This is a genomic window from Pseudomonas bananamidigenes, assembly GCF_001679645.1.
Lineage (GTDB): Bacteria > Pseudomonadota > Gammaproteobacteria > Pseudomonadales > Pseudomonadaceae > Aquipseudomonas > Aquipseudomonas bananamidigenes.
In genome coordinates this window covers 1-14,347 of the sequence record NZ_LRUN01000014.1, presented here as the reverse complement: position 1 = coordinate 14,347, position 14,347 = coordinate 1, and the positions used below count along the sequence as shown (strand labels likewise).

Annotated in this window: 13 protein-coding genes; 6 read left to right on the top strand and 7 right to left on the bottom strand. The window is 61.8% G+C overall.

What is annotated here, in order from left to right; translation table 11 throughout:
• Positions 1-37: 37 nt before the first annotated feature.
• Complete coding sequence (locus tag BBF94_RS05955) at positions 38-670, top strand: LysE family transporter (RefSeq protein WP_065258123.1); 633 nt, start codon at positions 38-40, stop codon at positions 668-670.
• Between the two features lie 60 nt (positions 671-730).
• Here BBF94_RS05955 and BBF94_RS05950 read toward each other — a convergent pair whose 3' ends face one another.
• The 5 genes from BBF94_RS05950 to BBF94_RS05930 all read right to left on the bottom strand — a co-directional run bounded on the left by BBF94_RS05950 (position 731) and on the right by BBF94_RS05930 (position 5,493).
• Positions 731-1,474, bottom strand: coding sequence for a penicillin-binding protein activator LpoB (locus BBF94_RS05950; RefSeq protein ID WP_065258122.1), 744 nt, complete (start codon positions 1,472-1,474; stop codon positions 731-733).
• 3 nt (positions 1,475-1,477) lie between these two features.
• On the bottom strand, positions 1,478-2,065 hold the full coding sequence (gene lpoB / locus BBF94_RS05945; RefSeq protein WP_065258121.1) for a penicillin-binding protein activator LpoB: 588 nt from the start codon (positions 2,063-2,065) through the stop codon (positions 1,478-1,480).
• Between the two features lie 36 nt (positions 2,066-2,101).
• The gene (locus tag BBF94_RS05940; RefSeq protein ID WP_065258120.1) at positions 2,102-2,476 is read right to left on the bottom strand and encodes a YcfL family protein; all 375 of its coding nucleotides are present in this window, start codon (positions 2,474-2,476) and stop codon (positions 2,102-2,104) included.
• Positions 2,477-2,491: 15 nt separating this feature from the next.
• Positions 2,492-3,886 (bottom strand): COG3014 family protein, encoded by a 1,395-nt coding sequence (locus BBF94_RS05935; protein WP_065258119.1) that lies wholly within the window; start codon positions 3,884-3,886, stop codon positions 2,492-2,494.
• 206 nt (positions 3,887-4,092) lie between these two features.
• The gene (locus BBF94_RS05930; protein WP_065258238.1) at positions 4,093-5,493 is read right to left on the bottom strand and encodes a COG3014 family protein; all 1,401 of its coding nucleotides are present in this window, start codon (positions 5,491-5,493) and stop codon (positions 4,093-4,095) included.
• A gap of 175 nt (positions 5,494-5,668) precedes the next feature.
• On the opposite strand from BBF94_RS05930, the gene BBF94_RS05925 reads away from it, so the two are divergent.
• Together BBF94_RS05925 and BBF94_RS05920 are read left to right on the top strand one after the other, a co-directional pair.
• The gene (locus tag BBF94_RS05925) at positions 5,669-7,564 is read left to right on the top strand and encodes an FTR1 family protein (RefSeq protein WP_065258118.1); all 1,896 of its coding nucleotides are present in this window, start codon (positions 5,669-5,671) and stop codon (positions 7,562-7,564) included.
• A gap of 4 nt (positions 7,565-7,568) precedes the next feature.
• Complete coding sequence (locus BBF94_RS05920) at positions 7,569-8,024, top strand: YaiI/YqxD family protein (RefSeq protein WP_065258237.1); 456 nt, start codon at positions 7,569-7,571, stop codon at positions 8,022-8,024.
• A 130-nt stretch (positions 8,025-8,154) separates the two neighbouring features.
• On the opposite strand, the gene elbB is transcribed toward BBF94_RS05920, so the two are convergent.
• Positions 8,155-8,823, bottom strand: a complete 669-nt coding sequence (gene elbB / locus BBF94_RS05915) for an isoprenoid biosynthesis glyoxalase ElbB (protein WP_065258117.1) — start codon at positions 8,821-8,823, stop codon at positions 8,155-8,157.
• Positions 8,824-8,938: 115 nt separating this feature from the next.
• Here elbB and BBF94_RS05910 point away from each other — a divergent pair, with 115 nt between their 5' ends.
• Positions 8,939-10,174 (top strand): sterol desaturase family protein, encoded by a 1,236-nt coding sequence (locus BBF94_RS05910; RefSeq protein WP_065258116.1) that lies wholly within the window; start codon positions 8,939-8,941, stop codon positions 10,172-10,174.
• On the opposite strand, the gene BBF94_RS05905 is transcribed toward BBF94_RS05910, so the two are convergent.
• Positions 10,155-10,811, bottom strand: a complete 657-nt coding sequence (locus tag BBF94_RS05905) for a DedA family protein (RefSeq protein WP_065258115.1) — start codon at positions 10,809-10,811, stop codon at positions 10,155-10,157. The genes BBF94_RS05910 and BBF94_RS05905 overlap by 20 nt on opposite strands.
• 208 nt (positions 10,812-11,019) lie before the next feature.
• On the opposite strand from BBF94_RS05905, the gene hemB reads away from it, so the two are divergent.
• Both hemB and ppk1 read left to right on the top strand, forming a co-directional pair.
• Positions 11,020-12,033 (top strand): porphobilinogen synthase, encoded by a 1,014-nt coding sequence (gene hemB, locus BBF94_RS05900; protein WP_065258114.1) that lies wholly within the window; start codon positions 11,020-11,022, stop codon positions 12,031-12,033.
• 18 nt (positions 12,034-12,051) lie between these two features.
• On the top strand, positions 12,052-14,277 hold the full coding sequence (gene ppk1 / locus BBF94_RS05895; protein WP_065258113.1) for a polyphosphate kinase 1: 2,226 nt from the start codon (positions 12,052-12,054) through the stop codon (positions 14,275-14,277).
• The last annotated feature ends 70 nt before the right edge of the window (positions 14,278-14,347 follow it).

Below are 14,347 nucleotides of genomic sequence, written 5' to 3'. Positions count from 1 at the left end.
CTTGGACGTTTGTCACGAGTCTGAGTCGAGGTGTGCGATGGAGCTTCAAACATGGCTGGCGTTTTTTGCCGCGTGTTGGGTGATCAGCCTTTCTCCGGGCGCCGGCGCGATTGCGTCGATGTCCAGCGGTCTGCAATACGGTTTCTGGCGCGGTTACTGGAACGCCCTGGGCCTGCAACTGGGCCTGGCCCTGCAGATCGCCATCGTCGGCGCCGGTGTCGGCGCGATCCTCACCGCTTCGGCCACTGCGTTCCATGCGATCAAATGGTTCGGTGTCGCCTACCTGGTATATCTGGCGATCAGACAGTGGCGTGCACTGCCCATGGACATGAGCGATGACGCGGCGGTGCGCCCGATCGGCCGGCCGATGGCGCTGGTGTTCCGTGGCTTTCTGGTGAACATCAGCAACCCCAAGGCGCTGGTGTTCATGCTGGCGGTGCTGCCGCAGTTCATCAATCCTCACGCGCCGCTGCTGATCCAGTACGTGGTGATCGGCGTGACCATGATCTGCGTCGACCTGATCGTCATGGCCGGCTACACCGGGCTGGCGTCGAAGGTACTGCGCCTGTTGCGCACACCGACCCAGCAGAAACGCATGAACCGCACGTTTGCCGGGCTGTTCATCGGTGCGGCGGCGTTCATGGCGACGTTGCGCAAAGCCGCCGCGTAAAGCGGGCAGGCATAAAAAAGGCGACCTTTTCAGGTCGCCTTTTTCGTTTCCGGCTGCCGGTCAGCGCAGAATTACTGGCGCCGTATCACGCGGCAGATTATTGCGCTGCTGCGGTTCCCGCGGTTGCTCGTAGCCACCACCGCCGAGCTGCTGGCTCAGCTGTCCGGCCACGTCTTCACCCAGCGCCTTCGAGACCTCGCGCACCACCCGTGGGCGGTTGAGCGAGATCTTGATGTCGCGGTGGTTCACCAGTTTGGTGTCCTGCGCTTCGCCCATCGCCGTGAAGGCCGAGGTGATTTCGTAGGTTTTGGTGTTGATCAGGCTGAAGTCCGCCACCAGTGTCAGGCCCAGTACGGCTGAATAGCTGTCGGTATTGGCCAGCTCGTTCATGTCCTGGGTGAAGTCGATGTCGGACACCGTGCCGAACAGCACGTAGTCGGCACCCTTGAAGTTGCCGGCCTTGATCCGCTTGATCACGTCGTAGACGTCGCCCTTGGACGATGCCGTGTACGGCGTGCCCTGCACCAGCTGGAACATCCCGGTGCGCAGGATTTCACCCTTGATGTCGCCGGTGAATTTGCGCAGCTCGCCTTGTTCGATGTAGCTGGTGGACGCTTCGAGCTCGTTGTAGCTCGAAGAGCCGCTGGCGCTGTAGTAACCCTCGCGGTAGTTGTTCTGCGCCGAAACGATGTGGATGTATTGCTCCACGCGTTCCTGATACGCCAGGTCCGTCACCGCGACTTTCGGGGCCGCTTGCGCGCTGAACGCGCAAGCCAGGGCCATCATGCCAATCCATGTGCGCATCGATTAACGCTCCGTGGTCTTGCGGATCTCTTTCTCGTCCATCCACTCGGCCAGACCGCTTTCAACGTCGATGAGTTGCAGGCTGAATTTGTAGAAGACGTCCTTGTAATCGCTGCTGCGCTTGACGATCGAGCTGATCGAACCTTCAAGGCGGTATTTGGCGGCGATCATGTTGCCGGTCTTGGCCACGGTGCTCTTCTTGTACAGACCGCTCTGGTTTTGCAGCTTGAGCTGGTCGACCTGGCTCTGCATCGCGGTGTTGTCGCTGGCGAAGCGGGCGGTGCCGGACTTCATCAGCTGGGTCTTGATGGTGGTGGTGATCTCGCGGGTGTCGATGTATTCGCTGGTCTTGTTCTTCACGTCATAGACCTGCACCACCGGGCGGCCCTGCAGAACGCCGGACTGGGCCAGGGAGCGGGTCATCGATTCGGCAATCATCTGCAGGTCGGTGGAACCGAATTCGTTGGTCACGGTTTCAACGGCCTTGGTATCGCCGTAGCTGATGTTCTTGCTGCCCAGGGTCGGCGAAGTGTTGGCGCAGCCGGAGGCCAGCAGGGCGAGGACGGCGATGAAGGAAAAGCGTGCAAACATGGGAGTGCTCTCTGAATCGGGAATAGGGAGTCGGGCTTAAGGCGTCTTGAGTTCCAGACGGAAGTCCACGGCTTTCGGCGTCGGGGCAATGCCCTGAATGAAGCTGGTCTGGGCGCCGTACATCATCTGGCTCTTCCAGACTTCTTCTTCGGCAATCGGGAAACCTTCCGGGCCCAGCCAGGCGAAGCGGTAATAGAACGTCTTGTTGCTGTTGAGGGTGTTGGTCAACTGCACATTGACGGTCATGAAGCCGTTCTCGCGGGCAACGCGCATGGCGCCGACCGCGATGTGTTTTTGCGGGCCCATGGCCACGACCTTGCTCGCGGCGCTGCCCGGCTCCGGGGGCGGCGGGGTGGCGCAGCCGCTGGCCAGGACGGCGAGGGCGGCGACGGCGAAGAGTTTGAAGCGCATGCAAAGACTCCGTTCTTAAGGTTGTTTGAGGCTGGCCACGGCGGTGCCGGCGGTGCTTGGGGTCACGTGAGCGGCGAGGCCGGCGGCGAATACCTGATTGCCGACGGCGCGCAGGGTGACGACCTGATAACGCTGATCGACGTTGACCTTGACCACCGAACCGCCCACGGCGCTCGGCAGGGTGACCTGGTGTTCACCCTTTTTCAGGCGCAGGCGCACCACCTGGGTGGTGTCCGGCAAGGTGCGCCACGTACGGGTATCGGCACCTTCGAGCACCGCTGAAGAGATACCCACGGCCAGACCCGCCAGCGGATTGGTTTCGTTGATTTTCTTCTGTGCCACGCCTTTGGTGATCGCGCGCACGGTGGTGCGCAGGATGATCCCCGGCATGTCATCGCGCAGGGCGCGGCGCGACATGGCAGTGGTGCTGTTGAGCGCGGTCAGGTCCAGTTGCTGGCCGTCGACACCGATCTGCGCGAACGTGGCGGTGGAGGTGTCGGGCTTGATGATCGGGAACGACAGCGGAGTAATGACCACGTTGTCGGAAATCGGCAGCGGCAGCGGCACCCGGATCGAATCGCGGGCCGGCGCCAGACCGCTCTGCACCACGATCAGGACGTCGCTGTCATCGCTCTTGGCCGGCTTGTCGAGATTGACCAGCGCCTGCTCCAGCAGCGGCGTTTTCGGACGCAGTTCGGCGGCCTTGCGATAGCCCGGTGCAGCGAGGTCCTTCTCGCCCAGGGCTTCGTAGACGAAACCGGCCAGGTAATGGCTGAACGCGCTCTGATAGCTGTTTTTCAGGCCGATCACTTCCGGGGCGTCGAGGCTGGCGACCGGGTAGCCTTGCAGGTCCTTGTACTCGGTCTTGATGCCTTGCTTCTCGGCTTCCTCTTCGCTCTTGAGGTATTCCTTGTCACGCAGATCGGCGATCACCGCTTCGCGTTCGTGAGTCTTCTTGATCGCGGTGCGGGCGCCGTCGAAGTCGTTGACCGCCAGCAGGTTCAGGGCCATCTGCGTGGTCAGCATGACTTTTTCGTAGTCATAGCCTTCGTAGCGACGGACTTTGTCATTGACCAGGAAACTGCCGAACTGGGCCAGGTACTTGTCGGTGTCGAGCTTGACCGAGTCTTCCCATTTGCCCACCACCTGGTCGGCGCTGGTCCAGGCGTTCTGGCTGCCGGACAGATCGCCCTTGGCGCGCAGCAGTTCACCTTTCTCGAAGTAATAAAGCAGGTCCTTGTCCGGGCCGGTGTTGTTCTTTTCCAGCAGGGTCAGGGCGGCGTCGACGTTGCCGGTGGCCAGTTGCTGGTTGGTCTGGGCCAGTTCGGAATCGTAATTGCGAAACGCCGAACAGCCGGACAGCAGAGTGACGGCGCCAAGCGCGATCAGAGTGGGAGCGCGAAATGCCATGGGGTACTTCTTCCATGAGTAGCGACAGCCTCGGGTGCGGGTCGGGCTGCTGGGACCGATCGACAGTGGCGTTGGCCTCCTGCCAATTCCTCATAAACAGAGGAGCTTTAATGCCGCATCGCGATAACGAGGGCGCGGCATTATAGGCGGGCGGTGCTGGCTATGTAATAGCTTTTTAATCGCACTGGTTAGTCGAGTGCCATCACTTACTTCATGCTGGATACCGTTCGCGTGCCGCCTGTGATGATGTCCCGGAAGGCACTTCCGTTGGCGTAGATCCGATCGCCAAGTGCACGCAAGCCGATGACCTGGCGATCCTGATCAATGCGGATTTTCAGAGGTGCAGCACTGGGCGCCGTAGGCAGGCTGATCGAGTGCTCGCCTTTCTTCAGACGCAGGCGCAGTACCTGGGTGAGGTTGGGCAGGGTGCGCCAGGTGCGGGTATCGGCGTGCTCGAAACCGTCATGCTGGGTCACGTAAGAAGCCTTGGCGGGATTGCGGCGGTTATCGGTGCCTTGAACGTCCGCCGCCAGGAATGCTCGATAAGTGGTGCGCTGAATGATCCCGGGCATGTCGTCACGCAGGGTGCGCAGGGACATGTCGGTGATGTTGTTGACGGTGATCAGCTTCCTTTGACGACCGTCGAGCGTTATCTGGTTGAAAGATTGAGTGGAGGTATCCGGCACCATCACCGGAAACGAGATATTGGCGACGATCACCTGTCCGTCGTCGAGCTTCACCGGGTAAGGCACGCGCACCGAGCTGCGGGCAGGGGCCAGTCCGCTTTGCACAATGATCAGCACATCGCTTTCGCCCGCCTTGAGCCCGGGACTGTCGAGGTCGCGCAGCGCCTGTTGGAAGAATGGTATGTCAGGACGCAGTTCGATCGCCTGGCGATAACCCGGTGCAGCCAGGTCTTTTTCACCCAGCGCTTCATACGTGAAGCCGGCCAGATAGTGGCTGAACGCACTTTGATAGCCGTTTTTCAGGGCAATGACCGCTGGCGACTCGAGCATGATCACCGGATAACCCTGCAGGTCCTTGTAATGCACACGGGCGCCCTGGTCCTTGGCGGCGTTTTCGACACGCTCGTATTCGAGCTCTCGTTGCCGGGCGATCAGTGTTTCGCGCTCGTGGGTCTTCTTGATGTCCGCACGGGCGCCATCGAAGTCATTCACGGCCAGCTGGTTCAGGGCCATTTGCGTAGTCAGCATGACCTTTTCATAGTCATAGCCATCGTAACGACGAAGCTTGTCGTTGATGATGCTGCCCCATTCATTGCCCAGGGCGGACAGCAGCTTGTCGCCAGTGGTTTCAATGGTGTCCTGGCGCTGGATCACCCTCTGTTCGGCACTGCGCCAGGCCACCTGGCTTTGTGAGAACTCGCCGGCGGCGCTGAGCACCGCACCTTTCTCGAAGTAATACAGCAGGTCTTTTTCTTCATCCGGGTTATGCGCCTCGATCATGGCCAGCGCACCGTCGGTGTTGCCTGCTTTCAATTGATCGGTGGTTTGTTGCAGTTCCAGATCGTAATTGCGGTAGGCCCCGCAACCGCTCAGTTGCAGGAGCGCACTCAACAGCAAGGGAAACAGCAGGCAATGGCGCATGACCACGAGATTTTCCTTAATCGAGAGAAGCGGGAGGCGACGCAGTATAGGGGCGAGTGATGGCTATGTGCTGCATGACAATGCACGTTATCCGTCCCGGTTGCCGAGAAAGCTTGAGTCAGGCCTGCTTGACGTGAACAATGTGTTACTTCGCATTTCCAATTGAGATCCTTTCATGACTGCCTCGTCCCGATTCCTGGCCTGGCTGGTGTTCCCGCTGTTTGCCCTGAGCAGTTTCAATCTGTTGGCCGATACCGTGGAAGGCGCGCCCCGGGCGCTGCACCTGCTCGATTACATCAGCGCCGACTACCCGCCAACGGTAGAGGCAGGCAAGGTTGTCGACGATGCCGAATACCGCGAGCAACTGGAATTCACCCGGGCGCTGCAAGGGTTGATTGCCGGGATGCCGGCCAAACCGGAGAAGGCCGGCCTGGAGCAGGGCGTCGACGCTCTGCTCGCCGCCATCACCGCGAAGCAGGACGGCGCGGACGTCGCCCGTCAGGCCCGGCAACTGGGGGCAAAACTGGCGGTGGCCTATGAAGTCAGCCAGGCGCCGATCATCACCCCGGACCCGGCCCGTGGTGCGCCGCTCTACGCCCAGCACTGTTCGGTGTGTCATGGCGCCAACGGGGCCGGCGATGGCCCTGCGAGTGTCGGCATGGAGCCCGCGCCGGCCAACCTGCGTGATGCCACGCGTCTGGATCATCTGAGTCTCTACGCAATCTTCAACACCCTCGGCCAAGGCGTCGAAGGCACCGACATGCCGGCCTTCGCCGATCAACTGGACGACCGTCAGCGCTGGGATCTGGCGACCTACATCGCACAGTTCAGTGCCGACCCGGCCACGACCAAGTCCGACAAGACCTACAACATCGCCGACCTCGCCCGTCAGACACCGGCCGAAGTGCAGGCTGCCGAAGGCGCCGAAGCCGCCGCGACCTTCCGCGCGCAACGGGCGCAGCCGCCGCAGGTCAAGCGCGGCCCGGCGCAGTTGCTCGACTACACCGCCGCGACCCTGGACAAGAGCCTGGCCGCGTACCGTGCCGGCGATCGTGATCAGGCGTATGACTTGTCCGTTGCTGCCTATCTGGAAGGCTTCGAGCTGGTTGAAAGCTCGCTGGACAACGTCGACGCCAACGTGCGCAAGGACACTGAAAAATCCTTGATGGCCTACCGACAATCGCTGCAGGACGGCTTGCCGGTGGAGCAGGCCGAGCAGCGCCTTGACGCGGCCAAGGGCAAACTCAAGGTGTCTGCCGATTTGCTGGGCAGCGACGGTCTGAGCTGGTCGCTGAGCTACATTTCCGGGCTGCTGATTCTGCTGCGCGAAGGCCTGGAGGCGATTCTGGTGCTGGCGGCGATTCTCGCGTTCCTGCGCAATACCGGCCAGCAATCGGCGGTGCGCAGCGTCAACGTCGGGTGGGGCCTGGCGTTGCTGGCCGGTCTCGGTACCTGGGCGCTGGCGGCGTATGTGATCGATGTCAGCGGCTCCCAGCGGGAACTGCTGGAAGGCGCCACGGCGTTGTTCGCCAGTGTCATGGTGCTGTGGCTCGGGGTGTGGATGCACGACCGTCGGCATGCGGCGGCCTGGCAGGATTACATCAAACAGAGCCTGGTCGGTGGCGGTGGGCGGTTCGGTTTTGCGGTGCTGGCGTTCTTCTCGGTGTATCGCGAGTTGTTCGAAGTGATTCTGTTCTACGAAACCCTGTGGCTGCAGGCCGGTCCTGCCGGGCACAACGCGGTATTGGCGGGCGGCGCTACGGCGCTGGTGCTGTTGTTCGGTCTGGCCTGGATCATTCTGCGCGGCTCGGCAAAGTTGCCGCTGGCGCTGTTTTTCAGCATCAACGCGGCGCTGCTGTGCGCACTGTCGGTGGTGTTCGCCGGCCACGGCGTGAAAGCGTTGCAGGAAGCCGGGATCTTCGGCACCCGGCCGGTGGCTTTCTTCGATTTCGAATGGCTGGGGATTCACGCCGATGCCTACTCGCTGACCGCGCAGGTCGTGGCGATTGCGGCGATCATAGTGCTCTACGGTCGCAGCCGGGTGGCGGAAAAGCGCCGGGTGGCGGCCTGAGATGATGCGCGTATGGATCGATGCCGACGCCTGCCCGAAGATGGCTAAAGAGCTGGTGGTGAAGTTCGCCCTCAAGCGCCGCTTCGAGGTGGTGCTGGTGGCGGGGCAGCCGCAGAGCAAACCGGCGCTGGCGATCGTCAAGCTGATCGTGGTGCCGAGCGGCCCCGATGCGGCGGATGATTATCTGGTGGAACACGCGGTGCCGGGCGAACTGGTGATCTGCAGCGACATCCCGCTGGCCGACCGGCTGGTGAAGAAGGGCGTTGCAGCGCTGGATCCGCGAGGCAAGGAGTTCGACGCGCAGAACATGGGTGAACGGCTGGCGACGCGCAACCTGTTCACCGATCTGCGCGAGCAGGGCCAGGTCAGCGGTGGCCCGGCGCCGTTCGGCGACCGGGAGAAGCAGGCGTTCGCCAATGCCCTGGACCGGATCCTTACCAGGCTCACCCGCAAACCCTGAACATTACACAAACCCCTTGTGGGAGCGAGCTTGCTCGCGAAGGCGGTGTGTCATTCAACGAATAGTTGTCTGACCTGACGTCTTCGCGGGCAAGCCCGCTCCCACATTGGTTTTGTGTTCGACCAAGAGATCAGGCGTCGTTCTCGTGGGTCAGCTCCAGGACGCGATCCACCAGCTTGTTGATTCCCGAAGCCGCCTCGCTGATCGACTGCGCCAGCATGTAGGCCGGGGTGGTCACCAGTTTGCGCGCCTTGTCTTCGATGATGTCGGTCACGGCGCAGTCTTCGTGGGTGGCGCCCATCTTGCCGATGGCCGTGGCGGTGTCGGCATCGTTGCCGATGGTGCAGGTCACGCCCGGGCCGTAGATCTTGGCGGCCAGTGCCGGCGAAATGCACATCAGGCCCACCGGTTTGCCCGCTTCGGCAAACGCCTCGGCCAGCGCCAGTACGTCCGGCTGAACGCAGCAGCCGGCGCCGTCGGCGGCGAAGTTCGACAGGTTCTTCGCCGCGCCGAAACCGCCGGGCACGATCAGCGCATCGAAATCATCGACATCGGCTTCACGGACATCCTTGACATTGCCCCGGGCGATGCGCGCCGACTCCACCAGCACGTTGCGCGACTCGGGCATCTCTTTGCCGGTGAGGTGGTTGATCACATGCAATTGCGCGATGTCCGGGGCGAAGCACTGCACCTGGGCGCCACGTTGATCCAGGCGCAGCAGGGTGATGACGCTCTCGTGGATCTCGGCGCCGTCGTACACGCCGCAACCGGACAGGATCACTGCAACTTTTTTGCTCATGGGGTTCTCTCCAGATTCATGGCGCTAAATGTCCACTAATTTGTCGCTCGTTGCCATAGGGGCAGGCTGTCGCTACACCTAGGATCTGTGCACACGGATCTCGTCAGGGCACGTCATGAACTTCATTCTGTATGCGGTGCCGTTTTTCTCTGTATTGATCGCGGTCGAGCTGATCGCCGACCGTTGGCGAGGGGTGAGCAACTATCGCCTGGCCGATGCGGTGAGCAGCATCAGCACCGGGGTGTTGTCGACCACCACCGGCCTGCTGACCAAGGGCGTGGGGCTGGTGACTTACGGGTTTGCCCTGGAGCATCTGGCGCTGTTCAGATTGCCGGCGGACAGTGTCGGGGTGTGGGTCTTCGCCTTTGTCCTCTACGATTTCTGTTACTACTGGCTGCACCGTATGGGCCATGAGCGGAACATCCTCTGGGCCGCTCATTCGGTGCATCACCAGAGCGAGGACTACAACCTTTCCACCGCCCTGCGCCAGACCAGCACCGGGTTTGTGCTGGGCTGGATCTTTTACCTGCCGATGGCGGTGCTTGGCGTGCCGTTGTCGGTGTTCGTCAGTGTCGCCGCGTTGAATCTGCTGTATCAGTTCTGGGTGCACACAAAGCACATTCCTAAACTTGGCTGGTTCGAAGGGTGCTTCGTCACGCCGTCCAATCATCGGGCCCACCATGCACAGAACGCTCTCTACATGGATCGCAACTACGGCGGGGTGTTCATTATTTGGGACCGTCTGTTCGGCTCGTTCCAGGAAGAGGACGACAATGAACCGGTGATTTTTGGCGTGACCACGCCGCTGGCGAGCTGGAATCCGTTGTGGGCCAACCTGCAGTTTTACGTACAGCTCTGGAATGATGCGCGGCGCGCCGGGAGCAAATGGGACAAGCTGCGAATCTGGTTCATGCGCACCGGATGGCGTCCGGCGGACGTGGCGGCGAAGTACCCGATGTACAAGCCGGACCTGAGCCGATTCCGCAAATTCGAGGTGTCGCTGGGCGCCCGACAGCAGTGGTACGTGCTGCTGCAATTGGGCGTGTATGTGGCGCTGGGCAGTTATCTGATGAGTCTGGAGCGCAGTCTGCCGACCGGCGCCCTGGTGCTGGGCTGGGGCGCGATGGCGTCGGGTCTGTTTGTGCTGGGCGTGGCCCTGGAGAATCGCCCGTGGGCGCTGAAGCTGGAGCTGTTGCGGCTGGCGGCGAACCTGCCGCTGGTGTGGCTGGCACCGCAGGTCGGGCTGTGGCCGGCCAGTCCCGAAATCTGGGCCGGCCTGCTCGGTTACAGCCTGCTCAGCGGCATCGGGCTGTATTGCTGTCGCCAGCGGGTTACTCGGTGGGTGTCTTAGGCTCGGCCGCCTTGGCCTGTTCGGCTTTGTGCCGTTCGGCCTTGGCCAGTTGCTCGGCCTGTTCTTCTTCGTAGACCTTTTTCGCCAACCGGGCATTCTTGAACCGGCGGCGCAACCAGAGGCCGACCCCCAGCACCAGCAGCGCACCGAGTACCCACAGTTCATATTTCTTGATGCTGCCCAGCATGCCTTCGAGCACCGCGCCGAAGTGGTACGCCGCTGCGGCCAGGGCCGCGGCCCAGATCGCCGCACCGATGCCGTTCAGCAGCAGATAGCGTCCGGGCGGATAGCCCGACAGGCCGATGGCCACCGGCATCACCGTGCGCAGGCCGTAAACGAAGCGGAAGCTCAGGACCCAGATGTCCGGGTGCTTGCGAATGTGCTCCAGTGCGCGGTCACCCAACATTTGCCAGCGCGGTTTGCGCGCCAGCAACTTGCGCCCGTGCTTGCGGCCCAGGAAGTACCACAGCTGATCGCCGGCATAGCTGCCGAAGAACGCCACGACCACCACCAGGTTGATGTCCATGTAACCACGGAACGCGAGGAAGCCCGCGAGCACCAGGATGGTTTCGCCTTCGAAGAACGTGCCGAGAAACAAGGCAAAGTAGCCGAAGTCATGCAGAAATTGTTGGAGCATTGTCTGGGTGCTGGCGAAATGAACGCGCAGCCTAACCCTTCGGACACATTCAGGAAAGTGTCGAAATGTGTCTCGACGTTAACATTTCCTACAACGACAATGGATTGCGGCTACGTGTCACAGGGGTGCACATAACTGTAATACGACCGTCATAATGGCCGCTTATAACTGTCACGCTCGCCCGTCTGCGCGGGCTCAGGAGTCTGCCGTGAGCTTTACCCCAGCCAACCGTCTGTTCCCTGCCACCCGCCTGCGTCGCAATCGTCGTGATGATTTTTCCCGGCGTCTGGTGCGTGAGAACGTGTTGACGGTCGATGACCTGATCCTGCCGGTGTTCGTGCTCGACGGTGAAAACCGCCGCGAAGCCGTGGCTTCGATGCCCGGTGTCGAGCGTCTGACCATCGACCTGCTGCTGGAAGAAGCGGCGAAATGGGTCGAGCTGGGGATCCCGGCACTGGCGCTGTTCCCGGTCACGCCATCCGAACTCAAGTCCCTCGATGCCGCCGAAGCGTGGAATCCCGAAGGTATCGCCCAGCGCGCCACTCGCGCCCTGCGTGATCGCTTCCCGGAGCTCGGCGTGATCACCGACGTCGCTCTCGACCCGTTCACCACCCACGGTCAGGACGGCATCCTCGACGAAGACGGCTACGTGCAGAACGACATCACCGTCGATGCATTGGTCAAACAGGCGTTGTCCCACGCCGCTGCAGGTGCCCAGGTGGTGGCTCCGTCGGACATGATGGACGGTCGCATCCAGGCGATCCGTGAGGCGCTGGAGCTGGCCGGTCACGTCAACGTGCGGATCATGGCCTACTCGGCCAAGTACGCCAGCGCCTATTACGGGCCGTTCCGCGATGCCGTGGGATCGGCCGCGAATCTGGGCAAGGCGAACAAGGCTTCCTATCAGATGGATCCGGCCAACAGCGACGAAGCGTTGCACGAAGTGGGCGCGGACTTGTCTGAAGGCGCGGACATGGTCATGGTCAAACCCGGCATGCCTTACCTGGACATTTTGTTCCGGGTAAAAGATGCCTTCAAAGTGCCGACCTTCGTCTATCAGGTCAGCGGCGAATACGCCATGCACATGGCGGCGATCCAGAATGGCTGGTTGAGCGAAGGCGTGATCCTCGAATCCCTGACCGCCTTTAAACGTGCCGGCGCTGATGGCATCCTGACTTACTTTGCTGTCCGTGCCGCTCAATTGTTACGAGAGCAGAAATAGCCCTCCCAGGAACATTCGATGAATACCGAAGGACTCACTGAAGTTGCCGTAAAAGAAGCTCAACCCGTGGTCGAGCAGATTACCGAGACCCCGCCGGAACTCGAACCTGCGCCGCCCGCGCCGGCCACCGAGTCCGCCGCAGCGGCACCGGTGATCGCGATCCCCGGCCTGGATGACAGCAGCCTGTATATCCACCGGGAATTGTCGCAACTGCAGTTCAACATCCGCGTGCTGGAGCAGGCGCTGGACGAGTCCTACCCGTTGCTGGAGCGGCTGAAGTTCCTGCTGATCTTCTCCAGCAACCTCGACGAATTCTTCGAAATCCGCGTCGCCGGCCTCAAGAAACAGATCACTTTCGCCCGGGAACAGGCTGGCGCCGACGGCCTGCAGCCCCATCAGGCCCTGGCCCGCATCAGCGAGCTGGTGCACGGTCATGTAGACCGCCAGTACGCGATCCTCAACGACATCCTGCTGCCGGAGCTGGAAAAGCATCAGGTGCGTTTCATCCGTCGCCGCTACTGGACCACCAAGCTCAAGACCTGGGTCCGTCGCTACTTCCGCGACGAGATCGCGCCGATCATCACTCCGATCGGCCTCGACCCGACACACCCGTTTCCGTTGCTGGTGAACAAGAGCCTGAACTTCATCGTCGAGCTCGAAGGCATCGACGCCTTCGGTCGCGATTCCGGTCTGGCGATCATCCCGGCGCCGCGCCTGCTGCCACGGATCATCAAGGTGCCTGAAGAAGTCGGCGGCCCTGGCGACAACTATGTGTTCCTGTCGTCGATGATCCATGCTCACGCCGATGACCTGTTCCAGGGCATGAAGGTAAAGGGCTGCTACCAGTTCCGCCTGACCCGGAACGCCGACCTGGCGCTCGACTCCGAAGACGTCGAAGACCTGGCCCGTGCCCTGCGTGGGGAGTTGTTCTCCCGTCGTTACGGTGACGCCGTGCGTCTGGAAGTCGCCGACACTTGCCCGAAACACCTGTCGGACTACCTCCTCAAGCAGTTCAGCCTGAGCGAGACCGAGCTGTATCAGGTCAACGGCCCGGTCAACCTGACCCGTCTGTTCAGCATCACCGGTCTGGACAGCCATCCGGAGCTGCAATACACGCCGTTCACGCCGCAGATTCCGAAGCTGCTGCAGAACAGCGAGAACATTTTCAGCGTCGTCAGCAAGCAGGACATCCTGCTGCTGCACCCGTTCGAGTCGTTCACCCCGGTGGTCGACCTGCTGCGTCAGGCCGCGAAAGACCCGCATGTTCTGGCTGTGCGCCAGACGCTGTACCGCTCCGGCGCCAACTCGGAAATCGTCGATGCGTTGGTGGATGCCGCGCGTAACGGCAAGGAAGTGACGGCGGTCATCGAGCTGCGGGCGCGCTTCGACGAAGAGTCCAACCTGCAACTGGCCAGCCGTCTGCAGGCGGCCGGTGCGGTGGTGATCTACGGCGTGGTCGGCTTCAAGACCCACGCCAAGATGATGCTGATCCTGCGTCGCGAGGCTGGCGAGATCGTGCGTTACGCGCACCTCGGCACGGGTAACTACCACGCCGGCAACGCCCGTCTGTATACCGACTACAGCCTGCTGACCTCCGACGACGCCTTGTGCGAAGACGTCGGCAAACTGTTCAGCCAGTTGATCGGCATGGGCAAGACGCTGCGCATGAAGAAGCTGCTGCATGCGCCGTTCACCCTGAAGAAGGGCATGCTCGACATGATCGCCCGCGAAACGCAATTCGCCCTCGACGGCAAGCCGGCGCACATCATCGCCAAGTTCAACTCGCTGACCGATCCGAAGATCATCCGCGCGCTGTACAAGGCCAGCCAGTCCGGCGTGCGCATCGACCTGGTGGTGCGCGGCATGTGCTGCCTGCGTCCGGGCATCGCCGGGGTTTCGCACAACATTCACGTGCGCTCAATCATCGGCCGTTTCCTTGAGCACACCCGGGTGTTCTACTTCCTCAACGGTGGCGAGGAGCAGATGTTCCTCTCCAGTGCCGACTGGATGGAGCGCAACCTCGACAAGCGCGTCGAGACCTGCTTCCCGGTGGAAGGCAAGAAGCTGCTGACCCGGGTCAAGAAAGAGCTGGAGCTGTACCTGACCGACAACACCCACAGCTGGAGCCTGCAATCGGACGGCCGCTACATCCGCAACACGCCGACCGGCAACCAGAACCCGCGCAGTGCGCAGGCGACGTTGCTGGAGCGATTGGGCAGCCCGATTCTGCCGGTGAGCAGCTAAGAGCTTAAAAGCGCCCTCACCCTAACCCTCCCGAAACGTCGGACCGCCCGGAGGGAGAGGGGACTGACCG

Excerpts from the sequence above, each read along its gene's own strand:
- BBF94_RS05920 (WP_065258237.1), top strand. The coding sequence starts at position 7,569 with ATGCGCGTATGGATCGATGCCGACGCCTGCCCGAAGATGGCTAAAGAG.
- lpoB (WP_065258121.1), bottom strand. The coding sequence starts at position 2,065 with ATGTTTGCACGCTTTTCCTTCATCGCCGTCCTCGCCCTGCTGGCCTCC.
- BBF94_RS05940 (WP_065258120.1), bottom strand. The coding sequence starts at position 2,476 with ATGCGCTTCAAACTCTTCGCCGTCGCCGCCCTCGCCGTCCTGGCCAGC.
- ppk1 (WP_065258113.1), top strand. The coding sequence starts at position 12,052 with ATGAATACCGAAGGACTCACTGAAGTTGCCGTAAAAGAAGCTCAACCC.
- BBF94_RS05930 (WP_065258238.1), bottom strand. The coding sequence starts at position 5,493 with ATGCGCCATTGCCTGCTGTTTCCCTTGCTGTTGAGTGCGCTCCTGCAA.
- BBF94_RS05905 (WP_065258115.1), bottom strand. The coding sequence starts at position 10,811 with ATGCTCCAACAATTTCTGCATGACTTCGGCTACTTTGCCTTGTTTCTC.
- elbB (WP_065258117.1), bottom strand. The coding sequence starts at position 8,823 with ATGAGCAAAAAAGTTGCAGTGATCCTGTCCGGTTGCGGCGTGTACGAC.
- BBF94_RS05925 (WP_065258118.1), top strand. The coding sequence starts at position 5,669 with ATGACTGCCTCGTCCCGATTCCTGGCCTGGCTGGTGTTCCCGCTGTTT.
- BBF94_RS05935 (WP_065258119.1), bottom strand. The coding sequence starts at position 3,886 with ATGGCATTTCGCGCTCCCACTCTGATCGCGCTTGGCGCCGTCACTCTG.
- BBF94_RS05910 (WP_065258116.1), top strand. The coding sequence starts at position 8,939 with ATGAACTTCATTCTGTATGCGGTGCCGTTTTTCTCTGTATTGATCGCG.
- BBF94_RS05955 (WP_065258123.1), top strand. The coding sequence starts at position 38 with ATGGAGCTTCAAACATGGCTGGCGTTTTTTGCCGCGTGTTGGGTGATC.
- BBF94_RS05950 (WP_065258122.1), bottom strand. The coding sequence starts at position 1,474 with ATGCGCACATGGATTGGCATGATGGCCCTGGCTTGCGCGTTCAGCGCG.